The sequence below is a fragment of the Oleisolibacter albus genome (assembly GCF_003336875.1).
Lineage (GTDB): Bacteria > Pseudomonadota > Alphaproteobacteria > Azospirillales > Azospirillaceae > Niveispirillum > Niveispirillum album.
The window spans coordinates 332,646-353,183 of sequence record NZ_QGNJ01000003.1; the positions used below are offsets into that span (position 1 = coordinate 332,646).

The 20,538-nt window shown below is 64.7% G+C and carries 18 protein-coding genes; 11 read left to right on the forward strand and 7 right to left on the reverse strand.

Features of this window, described 5'->3' with window-relative positions; all coding sequences use genetic code 11:
* Window positions 1–48: 48 nt before the first annotated feature.
* Both DK368_RS06330 and DK368_RS21285 read right to left on the reverse strand, forming a co-directional pair.
* Window positions 49–1,164 carry a Na/Pi cotransporter family protein gene (locus DK368_RS06330; RefSeq protein ID WP_114393079.1) on the reverse strand — a complete coding sequence of 372 codons (1,116 nt, stop codon included), beginning with the start codon at window positions 1,162–1,164 and terminating at the stop codon, window positions 49–51.
* A 294-nt stretch (window positions 1,165–1,458) separates the two neighbouring features.
* The gene (locus DK368_RS21285; RefSeq protein WP_155524495.1) at window positions 1,459–1,638 is read right to left on the reverse strand and encodes a hypothetical protein; all 180 of its coding nucleotides are present in this window, start codon (window positions 1,636–1,638) and stop codon (window positions 1,459–1,461) included.
* Between the two features lie 352 nt (window positions 1,639–1,990).
* Here DK368_RS21285 and DK368_RS06335 point away from each other — a divergent pair, with 352 nt between their 5' ends.
* Window positions 1,991–2,986 (forward strand): metallophosphoesterase, encoded by a 996-nt coding sequence (locus DK368_RS06335; protein ID WP_114393080.1) that lies wholly within the window; start codon window positions 1,991–1,993, stop codon window positions 2,984–2,986.
* On the opposite strand, the gene DK368_RS06340 is transcribed toward DK368_RS06335, so the two are convergent.
* The 3 genes from DK368_RS06340 to DK368_RS06350 all read right to left on the reverse strand — a co-directional run bounded on the left by DK368_RS06340 (window position 2,961) and on the right by DK368_RS06350 (window position 4,420).
* Window positions 2,961–3,479 carry a CDP-archaeol synthase gene (locus tag DK368_RS06340; protein WP_114393081.1) on the reverse strand — a complete coding sequence of 173 codons (519 nt, stop codon included), beginning with the start codon at window positions 3,477–3,479 and terminating at the stop codon, window positions 2,961–2,963. The genes DK368_RS06335 and DK368_RS06340 overlap by 26 nt on opposite strands.
* Window positions 3,480–3,566: 87 nt before the next feature.
* A complete protein-coding gene (locus tag DK368_RS06345; protein ID WP_193552257.1) occupies window positions 3,567–4,028 on the reverse strand; it encodes a helix-turn-helix domain-containing protein in 462 nt (153 codons plus the stop codon).
* Window positions 4,028–4,420, reverse strand: coding sequence for a Ros/MucR family transcriptional regulator (locus tag DK368_RS06350; RefSeq protein ID WP_114393082.1), 393 nt, complete (start codon window positions 4,418–4,420; stop codon window positions 4,028–4,030). Before DK368_RS06350 ends, DK368_RS06345 begins: the two co-directional genes overlap by 1 nt.
* Window positions 4,421–4,780: 360 nt before the next feature.
* Here DK368_RS06350 and DK368_RS06355 point away from each other — a divergent pair, with 360 nt between their 5' ends.
* Both DK368_RS06355 and DK368_RS06360 read left to right on the forward strand, forming a co-directional pair.
* Window positions 4,781–5,827, forward strand: a complete 1,047-nt coding sequence (locus DK368_RS06355) for a DUF808 domain-containing protein (protein WP_114393137.1) — start codon at window positions 4,781–4,783, stop codon at window positions 5,825–5,827.
* A gap of 752 nt (window positions 5,828–6,579) precedes the next feature.
* Window positions 6,580–7,785 (forward strand): MFS transporter, encoded by a 1,206-nt coding sequence (locus tag DK368_RS06360; RefSeq protein ID WP_114393083.1) that lies wholly within the window; start codon window positions 6,580–6,582, stop codon window positions 7,783–7,785.
* A 21-nt stretch (window positions 7,786–7,806) separates the two neighbouring features.
* Here the strand turns inward: DK368_RS06360 and DK368_RS06365 are convergent, their stop codons facing one another.
* Together DK368_RS06365 and DK368_RS06370 are read right to left on the reverse strand one after the other, a co-directional pair.
* A complete protein-coding gene (locus DK368_RS06365; protein WP_240002360.1) occupies window positions 7,807–9,708 on the reverse strand; it encodes a potassium transporter Kup in 1,902 nt (633 codons plus the stop codon).
* 145 nt (window positions 9,709–9,853) lie between these two features.
* Window positions 9,854–11,860 carry a methyl-accepting chemotaxis protein gene (locus DK368_RS06370; RefSeq protein ID WP_162305908.1) on the reverse strand — a complete coding sequence of 669 codons (2,007 nt, stop codon included), beginning with the start codon at window positions 11,858–11,860 and terminating at the stop codon, window positions 9,854–9,856.
* Between the two features lie 228 nt (window positions 11,861–12,088).
* Between DK368_RS06370 and DK368_RS06375 the strand changes: the two genes are divergently transcribed.
* The 8 genes from DK368_RS06375 to DK368_RS06410 all read left to right on the forward strand — a co-directional run bounded on the left by DK368_RS06375 (window position 12,089) and on the right by DK368_RS06410 (window position 20,467).
* A complete protein-coding gene (locus DK368_RS06375; protein ID WP_240002361.1) occupies window positions 12,089–13,237 on the forward strand; it encodes a sensor histidine kinase in 1,149 nt (382 codons plus the stop codon).
* A gap of 477 nt (window positions 13,238–13,714) precedes the next feature.
* A complete protein-coding gene (locus DK368_RS06380) occupies window positions 13,715–14,017 on the forward strand; it encodes a PqqD family protein (RefSeq protein ID WP_162305909.1) in 303 nt (100 codons plus the stop codon).
* Window positions 14,011–14,436, forward strand: a complete 426-nt coding sequence (locus DK368_RS06385) for a lasso peptide biosynthesis B2 protein (RefSeq protein WP_114393088.1) — start codon at window positions 14,011–14,013, stop codon at window positions 14,434–14,436. Before DK368_RS06380 ends, DK368_RS06385 begins: the two co-directional genes overlap by 7 nt.
* Window positions 14,437–14,741: 305 nt before the next feature.
* A complete protein-coding gene (locus tag DK368_RS06390) occupies window positions 14,742–15,827 on the forward strand; it encodes a glycosyltransferase family 9 protein (RefSeq protein WP_155524496.1) in 1,086 nt (361 codons plus the stop codon).
* A complete protein-coding gene (locus tag DK368_RS06395) occupies window positions 15,824–16,690 on the forward strand; it encodes a polysaccharide pyruvyl transferase family protein (RefSeq protein ID WP_162305910.1) in 867 nt (288 codons plus the stop codon). Before DK368_RS06390 ends, DK368_RS06395 begins: the two co-directional genes overlap by 4 nt.
* Window positions 16,687–17,661 carry a glycoside hydrolase family protein gene (locus tag DK368_RS06400; protein ID WP_114393090.1) on the forward strand — a complete coding sequence of 325 codons (975 nt, stop codon included), beginning with the start codon at window positions 16,687–16,689 and terminating at the stop codon, window positions 17,659–17,661. The genes DK368_RS06395 and DK368_RS06400 overlap by 4 nt, the downstream gene beginning before the upstream one ends.
* The gene (locus DK368_RS06405) at window positions 17,658–19,580 is read left to right on the forward strand and encodes an asparagine synthetase B family protein (protein WP_114393091.1); all 1,923 of its coding nucleotides are present in this window, start codon (window positions 17,658–17,660) and stop codon (window positions 19,578–19,580) included. The genes DK368_RS06400 and DK368_RS06405 overlap by 4 nt, the downstream gene beginning before the upstream one ends.
* Window positions 19,577–20,467: a phosphoenolpyruvate carboxykinase (ATP) gene (locus tag DK368_RS06410; protein ID WP_114393092.1), complete on the forward strand. Its 891-nt coding sequence runs from the start codon at window positions 19,577–19,579 to the stop codon at window positions 20,465–20,467. Before DK368_RS06405 ends, DK368_RS06410 begins: the two co-directional genes overlap by 4 nt.
* Window positions 20,468–20,538: the final 71 nt, after the last annotated feature.

Sequence of the window (20,538 nt, forward strand, 5' to 3'; positions counted from 1 at the left end):
GGTGGATGCGGCCCGGCGGGGATGCCCGCCGGGCCGTGCCTGTCGGCGTCATTCGGCCGGCTGTGCCGCTTCTTGCTCCACCGGCCCCTTTGCCCGGGCATCAGGGATCAACCATCGCAGTGCCCGGGTCACGCCGCGGGTGAAGGGCAGAACCAGCAGCACCCCCACGACATTGAAGGCGACATGGGCGTTGGCGATCTGGCGGGGCACATCGTTCCCCGCCGTGTCCGCGGCCCAGCCCGTCAACTGCTCGATGAAAAGCAGCCCCAGGGCCACCGTGGCGATGTTGAACAGCAGGTGGAACAGTCCGGCGCGCACCGCATCACGGGACCGGCCGATGGTGGCGACCAGCGTGTCGCTGCAGGTGCCGATTTCCGCCCCCAGCATCATGGCGACGCCGGCCGGCAGCGTGATCAGCCCCTGGCTGGCCAGGGTGATGATGATGCCCATGGTGGCGCTGCTCGACTGGATCAGCAGTGTCATGACGCACCCCGCCACGGCGCCCAGTAGGGGCGTTTCCATCCGCTCGACCCAGCGCAGCAGGCCGGGGTGCCCCTCCAGCGGCTCCGCGCTGCTGCCGATGACATGCAGGCCGAAAAAGATCAGCCCGATGGAGAACATGACCATGCCGGCGCGGCGCCAAACCTCGGAGCGGGGCAGGAAGGCCAGGAGCAGGCCGATGGCAAGGGCCAGCGGCGCGTACTGGTCGATATCCAGGGCGAAGATCTGGCTGGACAGCGTCGTGCCGATGTTGCTGCCCATGATGACCGGGATGACGTGGGCGAAGCTCAACAGCCCTGCATTGACGATGGCGATCAGGATGATGATGGTCACCGAGGAACTGTCGAGGATGAAGGTGGCCAGGGTTCCCGTGCCCACGCCGACCACGCGGTTGCGGGCCGACAGTTCCAGCACTTGGCGCATGCGATCGCCGGCCATCTGGCGCAATGCGCCGGACAGCTGGGTAACGCCGTAGAGGAACAGCGACAGGCCGGCGATGAACTCGATGGCCAGTTGCCACCAGTCGATCCGTTGCGGCGCACCATCCTGGGCCAGCACGGTCGTAGACAGCAGCAGCGCCAGAAAAGGCGCCCCGATCAGGGCCAGTACCCGACCCGGGCGCGGCGCAACGAACAGTCGTCTGTGTGTGGAGCAGCGCGACATGGACCGTTTCTCCCATCCAGCAGAGAAGCGGACGCTCAACCGTCGCTATCCGGTGGGCGTGGCAAGGGGTCTTGTTGAAATTTCTGTGACAGTCGTCCGGCCAACGGCGCGCAGACGGTAGCAGTGCCACTGCAATCAAGCCAAAGACGCCGCGCGAAGGAGGAAAGGCCGGCTCACCGGACTGGCAGCGCCACGGCAGAACACCGCCCGGTGACGGGACCGGTGGGACTATGCGCGGCCTGCTTGGACCGGCCCTGGCAAACGAAAGCTGGAGCGTCCCCTGATCCGGCCGGATCAGGAGGCCTTCGCCGCCTGCGCATCCTCCTCCAATCCCAGGATCTCCTCGGGATGGCCCCCCAGCCGTCTGACCAGGGCAATGCGCTGGATTGCTTCATCCCGACTGAACCCGTTCAGTTCGAGGACATGCACCACACGCTCCAGAACGGGAGCCGCTTGCTGCTGAGCATGTGACATCTACCGCCTCAATGTCAGGCTGCAACCGGGGCCGCACTATGGACGCAGACGGCAGGATGGGCAAGGTGGCACAGGCGGCAGGTCTGCTCCCTTCGCGCAGCGAAGCGACATGCCTGCACTGTGTGCGACAATGGCAGGCAGGCGATCTGCCGTTTTCGGGGGAATATCCCGCCTCGATCATCCGGATGCCGAGTGTGTGGTCATTCCGTCGCAGGCGGCGCACAATGTTTCCTTGGCCTGCCTTCTCGCCGTTGTCCTTGGTCGGATGCGGTCGTCTGCGTTAAGGTGCCCGCCCGCCTTCACGGCGGCTTCCGTATGGAGTCCATGTCTGTCGATGCATGCTCCTCACCCGATGCCCCTCCAGCTTACGCCCGACGAGACGGCGGTGCTGGAGTCGTTGCGGCCGCGTCTTGGTGCCACCTATCTCCGCCAGCGCCTGGGTTTGGAACAGGACCATGAGGCTTGGGTGCTGCGGCGCGGCCGGCGTTTCCTGCATCTGGAAAACCTGCTGATCGTGCATGGGCTCATCCGGGGGACGCTGCGTCTGTCGGGCCTGCATAGCGTTGGGCAGCGCAACGCCCGGCGAATCCTGCTCCGGGAGCAGGATGTGGTCCTGCCGGGCCTGCCGTCAGCCTTCGACGGCTTCACCCTGCTGCACCTGTCCGATCTGCATCTGGACATCAATACGACCTTCACCGCGGCGCTGGTCGAGCGGGTGCGGGACTTGCGCTACGATGCCTGCGTCCTGACCGGTGATTACCGGGCCAGGACCTTCGGCCCTTTTGATGCGGTGATCGAGGCACTGGGGCGGTTGCGGACGGCACTGCATGGCCCGCTTTACGGCATCCTCGGCAATCACGACACCATTCGTCTGGTGCCACCTATGGAAGCCATGGGCTATCGCATGCTGATGAACGAGAGTGTCCGATTGGACCGGAACGGCGCCTCTCTGTATCTGGCCGGTATCGATGACGCCCATTATTACCGGACCGAGAATTTTCATCGGGCTGGCCACGATATTCCATCCGATGCCGTCTCGGTTCTGCTGTCGCACACGCCGGAGGTCTACCGCCGGGCTGCCCATGCCGGTTTTGCCCTGATGCTGTGTGGCCACACCCATGGCGGCCAGATCTGCCTGCCAGGCGGCATTCCTATCCTGACTGATGCCGACAGCCCCCGGGCCTATGCCCGGGGGGCTTGGCGCTATCATGGTCTGCAGGGCTACACCTCGCCCGGTGCCGGGACATGCATCGTCGATATCCGCCTGAACTGTCCGCCGGAGGTGACCCTGCATCGGTTGCGGTGCGGTGGACCGGTGGCCGTCAGTAAGGGCGGTCGCGCAGCCTGATCCGGAACAGCAGCCGCGACAGGGTAAAGTCGACGATGGCGAAGGCGACGACCAGCAGGCCAACGTCGATCCAACTCAGCCCGAGGGCCGGGCGCAACAGGGCCAGCGGCAGCAGGGCCTCCGGTATATAGTCCAGACCCAGTGCCCGCCCGTGGGGCGGCAGGCCGAGACGGCGCTTGATGAAGCTGCTGACCAGATCGCCGCACAGCGATCCGATGCCCAGCAGGGCGCCGGTCAGGACATCGAGTCCCAGCAGCGGCGCGGCACCTGCGGCGGCGGCCGTTCCCGCCACCAGCCCGCGCACGGTCTTGGCCGGCCCGAACAGGCGACGGCCATCGCCGAAGCGACAGCCGCCATCGACCGGATAGGCCAGGGTTTCACCCATGAATTTCGCGGCGAGGATCGGCGCGCCATTGGCAAGACCAAGCAGCAACAGAATCTGGAGCAGGAAAAGCGTGTGAGCGACGCCATTCTGCACCAGCGTGTCCGCCATGGGCCGCCCCCGCAATCGGTCATGGGAAGTCGGCGCAGTCTAATCTGTTTGGGGCCGAAACCCCACAGCGCCGTGAGTCGCGGACTGTCAAACCTTGGCGGGCCGCCCGGAGGGATCGAGATCGGCGGCGGCAAGAATGAGGTGTTCCATGGCGTCCAGCGCCGTAGGGGACTGGATGCGGTCCAGGGCCCGCACCAGTTCCAACGTTTCGCGCCGGCCCTCGAAGGCGGGACCGACCGCGGAGTCGCTGTCTGCGTCGGAAGACAATCCGTTGATGTCCAGCCCCTCGAAGAACCAATCCGGGGCGACACCGAGAACCTGGCCGACCTGCCAAAGGCGGCTGGCGCAGAGGCGATTGGTGCCCCGTTCGTATTTCTGGACCTGCTGGAAGGTGAGGCCGAGGGCCTCACCCAGCTTGTCCTGGCTCATGCCCAGCAGCATGCGGCGCTGGCGCATACGGGCGCCGATATGGGCATCCACAGCCGCTCTCCGCGCGGAAGCGGGAGACACGGCCTCGTCACGGTCAGCGCGCGCCTGCTGGTCCGGCATCAGGCTCTCCGCGACTTGCGGCCGAGGCCAATCTGCTTGGCCAGGGTGGACCGCTGTTCGGCATAATCAGGCGCTGTCATCGGGTAATCCTTCGGCAGGCCCCAGCGCGCCCGGTATTCCTCCGGGGTCATGCCATAGGTCGACTTCAGATACCGCTTCAGCATCTTCAGCTTCTTGCCATCTTCCAGGCAGATGATGTGGCTGGGGGTCACCGACTTTTTGATCGGCACAGCCGGGACCAGCGGTTCAGCCACCGGCTCCGGCTCCTTGCCGAGATTGGCAAGAGCGATATGGACCGCCTGGATCGCATCTGGCAGGGCTGCCGGCTCCACAGGATTGTTGGACACATACGCCGATATGATTTTGGCGGTCAGGCCGACGAGATCAGACAATTTTGGTCTCCACTTAAAATATTAGACGATATGTATAGTCAGACGAGCGTGCGATCAAGAGGCAGTTTCGTCCTTAGGTGTTTCTTTCCTTGTCATTCGCCATTTTACCATGCCATCGACTGCGGCTCTGCCTGCAATGCAGAAACCGAAACGCTGGGGTATGGTGTGATGTTTGCGCCGGAGTTGCCCTGACTGAATTCAGGCGCCAGCGGGGATGACGGCAGGAGCGGGAGCCTGTGCTTTGTCTTCGGCTCATCTGCCTCAGTGCCTTCTGGAGAAAGTTCAGCCACCGCATTACGGTGGGGCCACGGAAACAACCCCGGTCCGGGACAGCGGGCCGTGTCGCAGGAGGTCTTCGGCTTGAGTACCGGACTGATAGCACTGCTGGATGATGTGGTGGGGCTGACGAAGGTCGCAGCCGCGTCGCTGGATGATGTCGCCGGTCAGGCTGGACGCGCAGGAGTGAAAGCGGCTGGCGTGGTGGTGGATGATGCCGCGGTGACCCCCCGCTACGTCGTCGGCTTCACCGCGGAACGCGAACTTCCGATCATCGGCCGTATCGCTCTGGGGTCGTTGAAGAACAAGCTGCTCTACCTGCTGCCGGTAGCGCTGGTGTTAAGCGTATGGGCCCCCTGGGCGATCACACCGCTGCTGATGTTGGGGGGCGGCTTCCTCTGTTACGAAGGTGCCGAGAAGGTCTACGAGGCCCTGTTCGGTGGGCATGGGGACGAACATGCCGGGGCGGACGCGGAAGTGACGGCCACGGCGCGCCAACTGGAAGAGGAAAAGGTCGCCGGGGCGATCAAGACCGACCTGATCCTGTCTGCCGAGATCATGGCCATCACGCTGTCGACTGTTGCGGCGGAGACATCCTCCTTCTGGGGACAGGCCTTGATCCTTGCCCTGGTCGGTGCCGGCATTACCGTGGCCGTCTATGGTGCCGTGGCATTGATCGTGAAGGCCGACGATATTGGCTTGTCGCTGGCGCAGAATCCCGCTCCCGCCAGCAGTTTCCTGGGGCTGCGCTCCTGGCGCGGTCTGGCCCCGCGCGGGGCGGACCGGGCCTTGCAGCCATTGACCAAGGCCCTTGGTCGGGGATTGGTTCACGGCATGCCCGTCTTCCTTCGCCTTTTGGCTCTGATCGGGACCATGGCCATGCTGTGGGTCGGCGGCGGGATCATCCTGCATGGTCTGGAGGTCTTTGGCCTTGCCGGCCCGGCCCATGCGGTGCATGCCGTTGCGGCCAGCGCCGGACACGCGCTGCCTGATTTGTCGGCTGTTATCGAGTGGCTTGTGGGAGCGGCCGGCGCGGGAATGATCGGATTGATGATCGGCTTCCTCCTGGTTCTGGTGCTGCATCACGGCCTGTTCCCTTTGCTGAAGGGCGCACCGGCCCGTAAGGGATGAAATCAGCGTCCCGTCAGGCCGGGTCTGATAAATACGGGCGCGGCAATCGAAGCGTTGCCCCGTCAGCGGTCCCTATATCTGCGTGGACGGCGGCGCATCAACGCCCATTGGATGCGAGTGGATGCGACAGGGCGGTATCGCGCCTGTCTGGATCCCCCGGCCGCTCGTCAGTCTCTGTGGAGAGGGAATGTGAGCAGATCTGTCGCCGCAGGGGTTGGCGTGTGCGCCGAAATAATAGCCAACTCTCGCGGGGGTGACAGGGTGGCCCTGTAAACAGCCCTCTCGTTTTTCATCTGATGGTCAGAGCCGAGAGGCGCCAGAAACCAAACCCTCGGCTCTTGGAGGCGATTCCGGTTCGGTTTGTGACTGCTTTCCGACTCATTTAAGCGCATCGATATTATCGACTACGCGTAGTCTATAATATCGCTATATCCAACTCAAACGTCCTTTTCGAACTACGTCGCAGAAACATGCCAACAGCGGGCGCCGCCATACCTTCAAGGCGTAATCAATCATGGTAGCGACCTGACGGCAGACAGCCTCTCCCGATCCCACTCGAACGTAGCGATCTGTTGCCTGCGACAGACCTGCGTTGACGCAGGCCGTCCAGATGCATGGCAATCCCCACGAAGCTGCACTGCAACAGCGCACGCGCCATCGGTTATCCCGGGTCACCATTTGTCGGCAACGCGGCATCTGACAGGCAGTCGCCCACCCACAGGAGACTGCCCGCGGCCGCCACGGAGCACAGCATGACGGCGATTTACGGGAAGACACCGGTCCGGCCGGGACTGGTGATTTTCGCCCTGGGAATGGGCGGTTTCGCCATTGGCACCACCGAGTTCGCGGTGATGAGTCTATTGCCCTATTTCTCCGCGGGCCTGGGAATCGATGAGCCCACGGCGGGCCATGTCATCAGCGCCTATGCGCTGGGCGTCGTGGTCGGAGCCCCGATCCTGGCCGTCCTTGCCGCGAAACTGCCTCGGCGGACCCTGTTGCTGGGGTTGATGACGCTGTTCGCCATCGCCAATGTTCTCAGCGCCCTGGCCCCTTCCTATCGCTGGATGCTGGCGTTCCGCTTCCTCAGCGGCCTTCCGCATGGTGCCTATTTCGGCGTTGCCGCCCTGGTGGCCGCCTCGCTGGTCTCGCCCTACAGGCGGGCGCAGGCAGTTGCGCGGGTCATGCTGGGTCTGACCATCGCCACCATCCTGGGCGTGCCCCTGGCCAACGGGATGGGACAGGTCCTGGGGTGGCGCTGGGGCTTCGGTGTCGTCGGTCTGTTGGGGGCACTGACCGTCCTTCTGGTCTGGCTGTTCGCTCCGCACGACCGCCCGCAGCCAGGGGCGAGCCCGCTGCGCGAACTGGGGGCGCTGCGCCGGCGCCAAGTCTGGCTCACCCTGGGTATCGGCGCCATCGGCTTCGGGGGGATGTTCGCTGTCTATACCTATCTCGCCAACACGCTGATGGCCGTGACCGGGGTGTCGGCCGATGTCGTGCCGCTGGTTCTGTGCGTCTTTGGCATCGGCATGACCATCGGCAATCTGGTCGGGGCCTGGGCCGCCGACCGTGCCCTTATGCCGGCCGCCGCGGGAATCCTGCTATGGAGCGCAGCGGCCCTGGCTCTGTTCCCGTTTATGGTGGGCAATGTCTGGACGGTCACGCTGGCGGTCTTCCTGATCGGCGGTGGCGGCGGTCTGGGAACCGTGCTGCAGACGCGGCTGATGGATGTGGCCGAAGACGCGCAGACCCTGGCGGCCGCCCTCAACCACAGCGCCTTCAATCTGGCCAATGCACTCGGTCCCTGGCTGGGAGGGATGGCGATTTCCGCCGGCTATGGCTGGGCCTCTACGGGATGGGTCGGCAGCGGCCTTGCCTTTGGCGGTTTCGTCCTCTGGCTGGTCTCGGTTGCCGAGGAAAGGCTGCGGCGCCCGGCCATGGCACCGGCATCTCATAACTGACCGGTCAGGGCACAAGAAGGATCAGATCTCCACGTGCCCGCCCAGTTCCACGACCCGGTTCGGGGGAAGATGGAAGAAGTCGGCCGTCGTCGTGGCGCTGCGCGACAGGAAGGCGAAAAGGCGTTCCCGCCAGGGTTCCATGCCGGGATCGCGTGAGGGGACCACCGTCTCCCGCGTCAGGAAATAAGAGAATCGCAGCGGTTCGTAATCGAAGCCGAGATCGGCGCGCCGGGCATTGGCCAAAGCCTTCGGCACGTCGGTATCCTCCATGAACCCGCACCGGACGGTGACGCGGAACACATCGTCCCGCAGTTGTTCGGAGCGGACACGGTCGCAGCCGGGCACGGTCGGCGTTTCCTCCACCTTCACCGTCAGCAGGACGACACGTTCATGCAGGACGTGGTTGTGCTTGAGGTTATGCAGCAGGGCCAGGGGTACACCCTCGGCCGCCGAGGTCAGGAAAACGGCGGTGCCGGGGACGCGCGTCACCGTGCTGGACAAGGTGGAGAGGAACTCCTCAATGGGCATGGATTCATCGCGGAGCTTGGCCTGGACCAGCTTGCGCCCTTTCTTCCAGGTGGTCAGCACCAGGAAGACGGCAATGCCCGCCGCCAGCGGGAACCAGCCGCCATGGGTGATCTTCGTCGCCGTGGCCAGGAAATAGGCGATATCGACGCTCAACAGCAGCAACAGCAGTGCCCAGGCCCATTTACCCCGCCATCCCCAGAGATTGAAGGCAAGAAGCGCCACCAAAGCCGTGGTGATGACCATGGTGCCCGTCACGGCCATGCCATAGGCCGATGCAAGATTGGTCGATGTGCCGAACCCGAGAACCAAGCCGACCACGACAAGCATCAGGGTCCAGTTCACGAAGGGAATGTAGATCTGGCCGATTTCCCGTTCGGACGTATGGACGATGGACATCCGCGGCAGATATCCCAGTTGGATTGCCTGTCGCGTGACCGAGAAGGCACCCGAAATGACGGCCTGGGACGCAATCACGGTGGCAGCCGTGGCCAGGATCACCAGCGCTGGTGCCATCCAGGTCGGGGCCATGACGAAAAACAGATTTTCCGCAACCTCGGGATGGGCCAGAAGCAACGCGCCCTGGCCGAAGTAATTCAGCATCAGGGCCGGCCAGACCAGCAGATACCAGGCGAGCCGGATCGGAAGGCGGCCGAAATGCCCCATATCTGCATAGAGGGCTTCTGCACCGGTGACCGACAGCACGACCGATCCCAGGGCCAGAAAGCCCGTCCAGCCGTCATGGGCAATAAAGGCAAAGGCCCAATGCGGGCTGAGGGCAGCGAGAACGGATGGAGCCTGTCCGATGTTCCGGATACCCAGTACAGCCAGGGCGGCGAACCAGACCAGCATCACGGTGCCGAACAGGCCACCCACGGCCCCCGACCCCTTCGACTGGACCGAAAACAGGATGATGAGGATGACAATGGCGAGCGGAACGGCCCAGGGGGCGAGGGCAGGGGCCGCCACCTGCAGACCTTCCACGGCGCTGAGAACCGAAACAGCCGGGGTGATGGCGCTGTCGCCATAAAAGAGGGCCGCCGCGAAGATCCCAAGGGTGCCGGCCAACGCGGCCAACCGCGGGCGGTCCGAAACCGCCTGCTGCAACAGCGCCAGCAGCGCCAGGCTCCCGCCTTCGCCCTTGTTGTCGGCTCGCATGATGACGGAGACATACTTCACCGTCACCACCAGCAGAACCGTCCAGAACACCAGCGATAGCACACCCAGGACATGCAGATGATCCACCGGAAGGGGATGGGGGCCGGCGAAGGCCTCCTTCATCGCATAGAGCGGGCTGGTGCCGATGTCGCCGAAGACCACACCGATGGCAGCCAGGAACAGGGCACCGAACGATGACCGTTCAATGCCCTGTTCCATATCCTGTGTCGCCGCCGCCATACACCCTCACATCGCCCGCTACCCCGATCGGAACGGCGCAGACGCTAGACAAAGCGCGTGCAGCGCACAAGCGGCGTTGCAGCACAGGGGGCACGCAGTGGCATGGGGTCGCGGCACCTCCCGGCGGCGCGACCCTGGACCGGCTTCACGCGGCGCCGCGCACACTGTCGAGGAAGTGGCGGACTTCCTGCTCCAGAATGTTGGCATCGACGGACAGTTCCTGTGCGGCGGCAACCACCCGTGCCGCCACATCGCCCGCCTCCATGGCAGCCTGATTGACCCCGGCGATGTTCTCCGTCACCGCCTGCGTACCGACGGACGCCTGCTCGACATTGCGCGCGATCTCGCCCGTGGCCGCCTGCTGCTGCTCGACGGCGGCGGCGATGGCATCGCTGGTCATGTTGATCTGGGAGACGCGGCTGACGATCGTTTCAATGGCCTCGACAGCATCGCGCGTGTTGCCCTGGACCGCACTGATCTGCCGGGTGATGTCCTCCGTCGCCTTCGCCGTCTGATTGGCCAGATTCTTGACCTCACTGGCGACAACGGCGAAGCCCTTGCCGGCTTCCCCGGCGCGGGCGGCCTCAATGGTGGCGTTCAGCGCCAGCAGATTGGTCTGAGCCGCGATCTCGGAAATCAGGGTGACGATGTGGCCGATCTCACCGGTGGTATCGGCCAGGTCCTGGACCACATCATGGGTGTGCTTCGCCTGAGCGGCGGTCTGATGGATAATGGCGGTGGACGCTTTGACCTGATTGCCAATTTCCTGGCTCGACGCGGCCAGTTCCTCGGCGGCCGCGGCGACCGTCTGCACGTTGGTGGATGCTTCCTCCGACGACGACGCAACAGCACCGGCCTGCCGGCTGGTCTGCTCGGAAATGGCCGACATGGACTGGGCCGTGGCCTGCATGTCGGTGGCCGCCGTGGTCAGGCTCCGCACCACCTTGCCCACGGTCTGCTCGAAGCGTTGCGCCAAGTCGGCCATGGCCCGCCTTTTCTCCTCCGCGGCAACCTGCTCGGCCTGTTTCTGCGCGACCTCCATCTGCCGGACACGCAGCGCATTCTGCTTGAAGACCTCGACGGCGGCCGCCATTTCGCCGATCTCGTCGCGGAAATCACGGGCTGGAACCTCGGTTTCGAGATTGCCGGCAGCGAGATGCTCCATGGCCTCTGTCATCCGCAGCAGCGGCCGTGTCGTGCCAATGGCGATGGAGGCCGCCAGGGCGCCACCCAGAATCACGGCCATCAGGCCGAGCCAGCCTGTGAAATTGCGGATGCTGGACAACCGGGTGTCCGTGACCTCGCGGATTCCGGCCAGGGCCGACTGGGCACTGACACGGACGGACTCGCTGGCCTTGGCGAAATCCGCCGACTTGGTGACCATGCCCTGCATCAGCGTCTCGACCGCCACGGCCGTGGTGGCGATCTCGGCGAACGCATCGCGGTGTTTCTCGGCAATACCCAGAACCTCACCGGCGATCTGCTTGCGGCTGCGGCTGCGCAACTGAGCCTCAAGGGCGAAGGCCTGACTGTACAGCTCTTCCATGACCGGCATGGACTCATCGGCGGCTTGTTGCGACGGGGCCGCCAGAAAATGGGCCGCCGTGACACGCGCGCGCAGAAGGGCATCGACCGCGACGCCGGTCAGGGCGGCTCCCTCCAGATCGCCTTCCGCCATCGCTGAATCCATGATCCGGGCCAAGGCCGCCGAGGCGGCATCGCCCAAGGCGTCGATCCCCTCCCGTGCCAGCTGTTGCCGCCGGTCAACCAGGGTTTCGATCTTCTGTAGATCGCCCCCATAAGCGATGACCATCTCGCGCATCTGCTGCAGGTCTTTCCGCTGCTTCGGGTCGACAGTTTCGGCCCGGACGGTATCGATGCGGGTCAAAAGATCGGCATGGATCGACTTTGCTTCGGCCAGTGCCGTCGGATCGGCGGTATAGATGAAGCTGACGACTTGCCGGCGCATGCTGTTGACCAGGGCATCCACCTCGCTCACCGCAGCGGAGTTGCTGGCCACATGCCCATAGTCCGTCAGCGCATCGCGGCTCTCGCCCGCGCTGCGCCAGCTCATGACCGCGATGACGGCCAGAAACAGCAGGACCAGCGCAAAACCGCCATAGACACGGCCGGCCATGCTGATCCTCGACATGAGCTGCAACATCCTGTCCTCCCACTTGTCCGGCCGAGGTGGTCCCACGGGCCCGTTTGTGGGGCCGGAGCAACCATTGGGCCCCAGACCTACCACGCCTTAATGCATTCAAATACAGCTCCAGCATACAGCGAAAGACGTAGGTCGCCCTCTGATCCAAATCACAGCAGCGCGCCAAAATGCCGCGACGGGAGAAACAGACGTCAGAATACAAGATTAGGTGGAAGCATGCCGAAGAGCGGCAGGCCGGGCGGATTGAATCCACAAGTCAGCAGGCCGCACGAGAGGAGGGGCCATTTTCAGACTCCAGCCGTTCACCTGTCGGCCATGAGGAACCTGCTCGCGCCACACCAACCATGGACCCACGGCATGCAGGCGTTGCTGACACTGGCGAGCGCATTTCGCCGGCGCCCCCTCTGGGGGTATCCGGTGGGGCTTGTCGCCTTCGCTCTCGCTCTTGGCATCCGGTTCGAGGTCGATGCCATCCTGCCTTCGGGCTTTCCCTATCTGACCTTCTTTCCCGCCGTGATCCTGACCTGCTTTCTGGCGGGGTTCGGGCCGGGATTGTTGACGGCCGTGGCTTCGGGCCTCGCCGCCTGGTATTTCTTCATCGCCCCGGTCCGGACCTTCGACCTGACGGTGCAAAGCAGTCTGGCGCTCGGGTTCTACGTCGTCATCGTCAGCATCGATATTCTGCTGATCGAGGTGATGTACCGGGCCTTGACCCGTCTGGCCATCGAGCGCGCCCGCAGCGCCGAACTGGCTGCCCAGCACGGGGTTCTGTTCCGGGAGTTGCAGCATCGGGTATCCAACAATCTGCAACTGACGGGTGCGCTGCTGGAACTCCAGGCCGAGCGGGTGCGGGATCGGGATGCACGGGAGGCGCTGTCCGTCGCCTCCCGGCGATTGGCCCTGTTGGGGCAGATCCATCGCCGTCTGCGCGACCCCGGGGGCTTGACCGCCGGGGGAATGCGGGACTTTCTGCGCGACCTTTGCCGTGACCTGATCGATACGGCGGGGGCCGCCCAGATCCGCTGCGACGTTGATGCTGGCGCCGTGGAGATCAACGCCGACCAGGCTATTCCTCTGGGGCTGATTGTTGCCGAACTTGTCAGCAACGCCCTCGAACATGCCTATGCCGGTACGGACCAGGGCTGCATACGCATCGGCTGCCATCCGGACGGGCCCATGCTGGAACTGACCGTGGCCGACAATGGCCGCGGCCTGCCGCCAGGTTTCGATCTGTCGCGATCGGAAAGCCTGGGTCTGCAGATCGTGCGCGCCCTGACCGACCAGCTCCAGGGCACATTCACCCTGTCACCGCACGAGGGTACCATTGCCCGGCTGCGCATGCCGCTGAAGACGGACTCCCGCTGATGGAAGGCATGGCCATGGCGAAAGCCAGCAGCGCGGCCAGCATCTCGCCGATCCGGCGGCGCGCGCACAAAGTGATGTGGGAGGAGTGGCTGCCCATACTACGTCTCCATCCCAAGCCCCTGATAACCTTGGAATGTCGCACTTCAAAATAGAACCCTCCGCCTACAGCCCAAAAGCGCGATAAGAAACATTATGGGCATTGAATATCTATAGCTCCATCCGGTGCTGGGACGTGGACCTGATCGCTGCCTCAGGGCCGGGCAAGCTCTTCCGCTGCTGACCGGCGCTGGGCAGGCTGAAGCAGAAAACAGTAACCCGGGAATCATCCCCTGAATTCACTCGATCCTTAATCGGCCAAATGCCATGATAGCCGCCAAGGATCGGGGCTTGCCGTCCCAGCCGCCCTTATGGGCCTGGCAGAAACTCAGGCCATCAGCCGAATAGTTGGAAATACCTTCTCAAATGTCGAGACGCTTGATGGAAAATCTCGAAACCACCATAGATGCCAAGACGATCATATCGCGGAATGAGAAGCTCACATTTACTGACATTGATGATGAATTGATTCTGCTGTCTCCGACCCTGGGCCGTGTCTTCTCGCTCAACAAGACCGCCAGGGCCACATGGCTTCTGCTTGACAAGCCGATCACGTTCGGCCAGATCTGCGCACAGTTGACAGAGGTTTTTGATGTCGACGAGGAGGAGTGCCGGACAGAATTGGCACGGCTGATCCGTGAATTGGCGAGCATGAAGCTTCTCTCGCTAGCCCCACCATGCTGAAGACCAAGTGCCTCCTGCTGTTGGAGGCCCTTCTATTTCTGCTGATTGCGCGACTGCTGCTGGGTCTGGTCCCCGTACCCCGGCTGGTTGGTCTTCTGTCACGCCCGCTTTGTGGAGCAACAGAAACCTCAAGCCCTGTTCAGGATCAAGCCATCGCTTCCGTACATGACGCCATCCTGTGGGTCTGGCGCCGCGGCTGGCTGCGCGACCGTTGCTTCCATCGTGCCATCGCCGCCCATCTGATGCTGCGTCGGCGCAACATTCCGACGCGCTTTCATTATGGGGCTGCCACGTTGCCGGAACGCGGACTGACGGGGCATGTCTGGCTGACGGCCGGAGAGACGTTCGTTGTCGGCGGCGACCAAGCCAGTCGATATCGACATTTGTTCGACTGGGGCCAACAGCATCCAGATCAATAAACACGCGGCGACACACAAGTTAATTGGTTAATTTACCGGGTGGGTCCAAGATCAAGCCGCGACGATGCGATTGCGCCACCCGCGCCGATCTGCTACGAAAAAGAGGCTGGCCGCACGTCGGCACGCTGAGATTGAAGAATTTGGGGGGCGTGAAATGAGTGGAATGGACATGGGTCCGATGGGCAAGGCCGGTGGTACTGCGCCGTCCACCCCCAGCACGCGGCTGGAGTGGGTAAAGCCGGAGGTCAGGACGGAAGAGATGTCAGACGCGCTGACTGGCGGCTCCAACTTCCTGAATCTCGACGGTGGAAGCTCCTGCGCCAGCTGAGGTCTTCCACAGCCAAGTGACGGTGGTGCAAAAACGCATTCTGTTGCTGGGATGGCAAACCACCATCGGCTCGGGAGTGCTGGCGATCCCGGCAATCCGGGCGGTACAGGCGCATTTCGGGTCAACATATGACCTGTGGCTGCTGACAAGGCCAGTGTGCCCCGGCGCATCGCATCCGGCGGATTTGCTGGCCGCTTGGGTTGGCTTGCGTGGCGTTCTGTCTATGCCAAGGCTGCGCGACCTGCCGGGGTGGTTCCGCCTGATCCGGCAGGTTCGACGCCTTCGCTTTGATCACGTCATCTATGTCGATCTGTCCCGCCCCCGCCAACGGGCACGGCGCATATTGCCCTTCCTTTGCAAAATCGCAGGGCTAGGCCGGCCCCTCGGTTTTCCGCGCACGCCTGTCCCCGCGATCCCGCCGAAGAGACATGAAGCGGCGGGGAGGCTGGCCAATCTGGCCGCTGACGGCATCAATGCACCAGCGCTTGCCGTGATGCCGCGGCTGCCAATACCGCCCCATGAGGAAGCAGATCTCTGGCTTGCCGCCCACCGTCGCCCGGGCCGTCGCCTCGTCGCCCTATGTCCCGGCGCACGGGCCTCCGCCAATCATTGGCCGCTGGACCGGTTCATGGCTCTGGGCGCGGCGCTGCTGGCCCGGGGGGACTGCGATGTGGTGGTTTGTGGCGGCCCCGCGGAACGGGAGGTCGGCCAGAGCCTGCGCGAGCGGTGGGGAGCAGGACTGGTGACGGCAGGCGAGTTCGACCTTGCTGGAACCGCCCGTTTGCTGGCGCATTGCGATCTCGTGGTCGGGCTGGATACCGGAACCAGCCATTTGGCGGCCGCGCTGGGCATACCGGTGATTGTTCTACAGGGCGCGCGCACATGGGCGGGGATGTGGGACCCGCTGGGTCCCGCCGTCACCGTTCTGCGGCTGGACCTTCCCTGCGCCGGCTGCGGGTTGATGCGTTGCCCCCTGGCCGCGCATCCCTGCATGCGGGGCATCACCCTGTCGGCGGTCTGGCAGGCGGTGGAACGGGTGCTTCCCTCCCCCGGTGCATCATGAATCTGGGCTGCCATTACTGGGGCCAGGGCCGATTCGTCCTCAACCTTGGCGATGCTTTGGTGCCGCTGATCCTGGAACATCTGGGCTATGGCTGCCAAGCGCCGGCCAAGTCGCAGACTGTCGGCAACCCCGGCCGGACACTGCTGATTATCGGCTCCCTGCTGGACGATGCCGACCTGGACCGGTTGGATGGGCCGATCGACGTCTGGGGCTGCGGCTGGCGCGGCCGTCCTCTCGCCAGCCGCAACCGGGATCGGCTGCACATCCATGCCGTGCGCGGTCCCCTCACCGTCCGTGGTCTTGAACTTCCACCGGACATGCCCGTGGGCGATCCCGGTTTCCTGATGCCGCGCATCATCGCCCCACCACGGCACCGGAATGGGCAGCGGCTGGTCCTGCCACACTGCCTGCGCATCGGCAGGACGCGGATCGATGAGCGCTTGCGCGCCACCGGGGCCGATCGGGTTTTATCGCCCTGGGTTCTCCGCCGCCAGGGGCGGTTGCGCCCGCGGACATTGCTTCAGGACGCACGGCGCCTGCTTGCGGCAGGGACAAGGCCGATGGGACCGGTGCAGGCCGTCCAGGCCATCGCGGGGGCCGGCTTCGTCCTGACGGGAAGCCTTCATGGCGCTATTCTCAGTCATGCCTACGGCACGCCCTGGGCGGCCTACGACGATCTGGGCATCGATACGCCCGCGAAATGGCAGGACCTGGCGACCCTGCTGGGGATCGACATCGCGCTGGTCCGATCAATCCGTGAGGGTGAAGCCTGGTGGGACCGCACCGGTCAATGGGCGGCCATTCCTGACATGGACGCGATGCTGCGAGCCTTCCCCCATCCCCGGACGGAGATGACGGGATGAAACTGCTGGCGCCGGACGACTTCATCCCCTCGGCATGGCAGCCCGCAGATCCGAACGGGCCGATCCGCATGTTCAACCCCGGCCTCGCCCTGGCCGCGGGGACACGGGTCCTGGCCTATCGGCTGGTTCTGGCCGATGGCCGGCGGCGGCTGGCCATCTGCCGACTGGATTCGTCCGACCGGCCCCTGCCCGGAACGGTCGTGCCCCTGTCGGATCTCATGCCTGATGCTGGTCCCTGGCAGGCCGATCCGCGCCTTTGTGTCGTGGGCGACCGCCTGTTCTTGCATTTCAACAACGGAGATCGTCTCCGTCCCAACAGCATCTATCTGGTCGAGCTGGACCCGGACAGCCTGATGCCGTTGTCGCCCCCCCGGCCCCTGTGCCTGGCAGGGCCGCGTCGCGCCATTGAGAAGAACTGGATGGTGTTCACCCCCGATGGTGAAGATCTTCTGGCGATCTACAGTATCCGGCCGCATGTCGTGCTGCGGCTCCATCTTGCACCGGGGGGACCGATCATATGCCGGCCGATCGCGGGCAGCGACTGGTCGGTGCCCGCCCTGCCGGCCGGCACCGGCGAGCCGCGCGGCGGTACAACGCCGGTGCGGGTCGGCGACAAGTTCTTCTCCTTCTTCCACATGCTGCGGCCGTCGCCCGTCCTGCCGCGGCTGCTGCACCGCCTCCGCCATCGCGGTGGCCGGCCGCTACACCGCTATGACATGGGATTCTATGGTTTCGACGCGGCGCCCCCCTACCGCCCCGTCTGTTTTACGCCCCGGCCCGTGCTGCCGGTTCCCGCCAGGCAGAGCGGCATGCCCCCGCTGAACCGGGACGCGGAAAGGGTCCTCTACCCCATGGGAGCGCTGTTCGACGGCCAGACCTGGACCGTCAGCGCCGGCATGCACGACGAGCGGAGCTGCCTGCTGGCGTTCAACCATGTAAAGTTGCTGGATCTGGCGGAACCGGTGGGATGAGCAGCATCTTCGGTTATGTCCGCCGCACGGCGGCGGCACCTGATGAAGGGGACCTGGTTCGTATGGACCTGGCGCTGGCCGGGCCTTTCAACAGGGACGCGGGTCGAACCGTACAGGGCCAAGCCGGGCTGGGCGCCCGCGCCTGGACAATTCATGACAAGGCGGGTGCTGCCGCGACCGGTTCGGGCATCCGCATCGACGGTTCGATTGTCTTCGCCGCCACCGGCCGCGTGGACAACAGGCGGACGCTTCTTCCGCAGTTACAGCGGAGCGGGTGTCTGCCTCCCGACGGAAATGATCTCGACCTGTTGTTCGCAGCCTACCGGCAATGGGGGATCGATGGCCTGGACCGTATCGCCGGCTGCTATGCCTTCGCTGTCTGGCATGCGGATACCCGGCGACTGGTGCTGGTGCGGTCAGCCCCGGTGGCGCCGCCGCTTTATTATCACCAGGGCGGAGACGGCCTGTTCGCCTTCGCCACCATGCCCCGCGGCCTGTTCGCCCTGCCCGGTCTGACCCGCCGGCTGGACCGCCGGATCCTGGCCATGAATCTGATCCGGCTCTCCGGACCGGACGAGGCGACGCTCTATCAGGATGTCCGGCGCCTGCCGACAGGCTGCGTGCTGGTACGCCAGGGCGATGCCCCCCCGGTGGTGGAGTCCTGGTGGCGACCGGGTCCTGGGGCGCCGTCGCCCACCGGGGACGATGCGGAAGGGTTTGCCGCGGCGTTGCGCGACCTGATGGCCCAGGTGGTGGTCGAACAGATGCCGGAAACGGGACCGACGGCCATGCTGCTGAGTGGCGGACTCGACTCCACCGCGATTGCCGCCCTGGCCGCGTCCAGCCGGCCGGGTCGCGCCCTGATCGGCTTTACCCATGTCCCCCGCCCCGATGCGGGGGTCACGATCCCTTCTGGCTGGAACCTGGATGAAAGCAGCCATGTCAAGGCGATCGCCGCCCTCCATCCCAACCTCGACTCCCGGCTGCTGCCGCCCTCAATGGGCTACTTCCTGGATGGTGCTGATGCCATCACCCGGATGCAGGAACGCCATTTCTCGAACATCGGCAATCTGGCCTGGATGTCAGCGGCAGCGGAGGAAGCCCGGGAAAGCGGGGTCCGGGTGATGCTGACCGGCACACAGGGTAATTTGACGGCCAGCCGCAATGGTGGACTGCCCCTGGTTGTCGCCCTGCTGGAGGGGCGGTGGCACGGCATTGCGCGCCATCTGTCCCTCCACGCCGCCCTGTCGGCCGGCCTGTTGCTGCTGCCGGATGTGCTGCGGCGGTGGCAACAAGGCCTGCGTGGACATCCCTTCGCCGCAATCAGGAAGCCATGGCGGCATTTCTCCGCGATCAATCCGGCCTTCGCCAAGACCCAGGATATCGATGATCTGGGCCGGGAATGGCTGGAAACCTATCTGCCGCGTTCCCCGGCGGACGAACGCCCCGCCCTGCTGCACCACCTGCGGCGCCAGGACCTCGGCCTGACGGACCATGCATTGACCAGTCTGCATGGCGTGGAATACCGCCACCCGCTGGCTGATATTCGCATCGCCCGATTCTGCCTGTCCGCGCCCAACGGACTGTTCCATGCCGACGGCCAGCCACGGTCCGCGATCCGCGCCGCGCTGCGCGGACTGCTGCCCGACAGTGTGCTGTCCAACAGGCTGCGTGGCCTGCAGGGAGGCGATGTCCTGCTGCGCATGCGCTCCCACCCGAACAACCTTGCGGCGGACCTGGACCGGTTGGAAGGATCGGCGCTGGGACGCGAGATCCTGGACCTGCCGCGCATGCGGGCTGCTATGCCCCGTCTCTCCGACATGGACGGCGCGGCCGTGCCGATCCTCACAAGTTTACTGGTCTTCGGCCTCAGCATGGGCCGGTTCCTGTGTTGGCTGGAAGACGAAGGCGTCCAATGATCCGTTGGCACTATCGGCATGCGGGACTGACCGTCGACAGCCCGGTGGCAATCCACGACTGGGCTGCATTTGCCATTCCTGCAGCAGCCGAAGCGGATGTGACGGTGGATCTGGCAGCCTTCGATCCGGCATCGCCCGATACGGATCGGGTTGAGGACGAGGGCCGCGTCATCTGGATCGGGGGGCCGGCCTTTGCCCGGTTCCGTGTCGTCGCCGGACGGACGATCACGGTCCATCCCCTACCCGGCGTGGCACCCCGGCAGTGGCTGCCGTTCCTTCTGGGAAGTGCCTGGAATGCGCTTTGTCTGCAACGGGGACTTCTCCTGCTGCATGCCTCGGTCGTGGGGGGACCGGACGGCGCTTATGCCTTCTGCGGTCCGTCCGGCGCCGGGAAGTCCACCACGGCCGCGCGTTTGATGCGCCGTGATCTGGCGCTGTTGTCGGATGATTTATGCCGTGTCGACCCTGGTCAGCCTGCCCTTGTCCATCCCTCCGCCCCCAGGCTTCGGCTGTGGGCCGATGCGGTCCTCGCCCTGGGAAACGATCCGGCAACGCTGACCCGGGTTCTCGACGGGCGCGACAAGTATCTGCTTCCAGCGGACGGTCGCGCCGAAATCGCACCGGTCCCCCTGCGTGGTATTTTCCTGTTGGAATGGGGCGCGCACCGCGTGGAGCGCCTGACCGGCCTGACGGGATTGTCCCGCCTCGTGCGGGATGCAACCTTTCGGCCATGGATGATCGACGCGATGGGCCTGACAGCCCGGCATTGGGAACAGTGCCTGGCTCTGCTGGGGTCGGTCCCTCTGTATCTGTTCCGCCGCCCCCATGACCCGTCTTCCCTGCACACGGCCACAGATCTGGACCATCCCCCTTGGCACGATCTATGAGCACCGTCCGCTCGGTAGCATTCAACGGGCAACAATCCGTCCCCCCGTGTGGGGCCACATCGGCGCACCGA

What these genes read in the sequence shown, in the direction of transcription:
- DK368_RS06330 (WP_114393079.1), bottom strand. Translation starts at nt 1,164, where the DNA reads ATGTCGCGCTGCTCCACACACAGACGACTGTTCGTTGCGCCGCGCCCG.
- DK368_RS21285 (WP_155524495.1), bottom strand. Translation starts at nt 1,638, where the DNA reads ATGTCACATGCTCAGCAGCAAGCGGCTCCCGTTCTGGAGCGTGTGGTG.
- DK368_RS06335 (WP_114393080.1), top strand. Translation starts at nt 1,991, where the DNA reads ATGCCCCTCCAGCTTACGCCCGACGAGACGGCGGTGCTGGAGTCGTTG.
- DK368_RS06340 (WP_114393081.1), bottom strand. Translation starts at nt 3,479, where the DNA reads ATGGCGGACACGCTGGTGCAGAATGGCGTCGCTCACACGCTTTTCCTG.
- DK368_RS06345 (WP_193552257.1), bottom strand. Translation starts at nt 4,028, where the DNA reads ATGCCGGACCAGCAGGCGCGCGCTGACCGTGACGAGGCCGTGTCTCCC.
- DK368_RS06360 (WP_114393083.1), top strand. Translation starts at nt 6,580, where the DNA reads ATGACGGCGATTTACGGGAAGACACCGGTCCGGCCGGGACTGGTGATT.
- DK368_RS06365 (WP_240002360.1), bottom strand. Translation starts at nt 9,708, where the DNA reads ATGGCGGCGGCGACACAGGATATGGAACAGGGCATTGAACGGTCATCG.
- DK368_RS06370 (WP_162305908.1), bottom strand. Translation starts at nt 11,860, where the DNA reads ATGTCGAGGATCAGCATGGCCGGCCGTGTCTATGGCGGTTTTGCGCTG.
- DK368_RS06375 (WP_240002361.1), top strand. Translation starts at nt 12,089, where the DNA reads ATGCCGAAGAGCGGCAGGCCGGGCGGATTGAATCCACAAGTCAGCAGG.
- DK368_RS06380 (WP_162305909.1), top strand. Translation starts at nt 13,715, where the DNA reads ATGGAAAATCTCGAAACCACCATAGATGCCAAGACGATCATATCGCGG.
- DK368_RS06385 (WP_114393088.1), top strand. Translation starts at nt 14,011, where the DNA reads ATGCTGAAGACCAAGTGCCTCCTGCTGTTGGAGGCCCTTCTATTTCTG.
- DK368_RS06395 (WP_162305910.1), top strand. Translation starts at nt 15,824, where the DNA reads ATGAATCTGGGCTGCCATTACTGGGGCCAGGGCCGATTCGTCCTCAAC.
- DK368_RS06400 (WP_114393090.1), top strand. Translation starts at nt 16,687, where the DNA reads ATGAAACTGCTGGCGCCGGACGACTTCATCCCCTCGGCATGGCAGCCC.
- DK368_RS06405 (WP_114393091.1), top strand. Translation starts at nt 17,658, where the DNA reads ATGAGCAGCATCTTCGGTTATGTCCGCCGCACGGCGGCGGCACCTGAT.
- DK368_RS06410 (WP_114393092.1), top strand. Translation starts at nt 19,577, where the DNA reads ATGATCCGTTGGCACTATCGGCATGCGGGACTGACCGTCGACAGCCCG.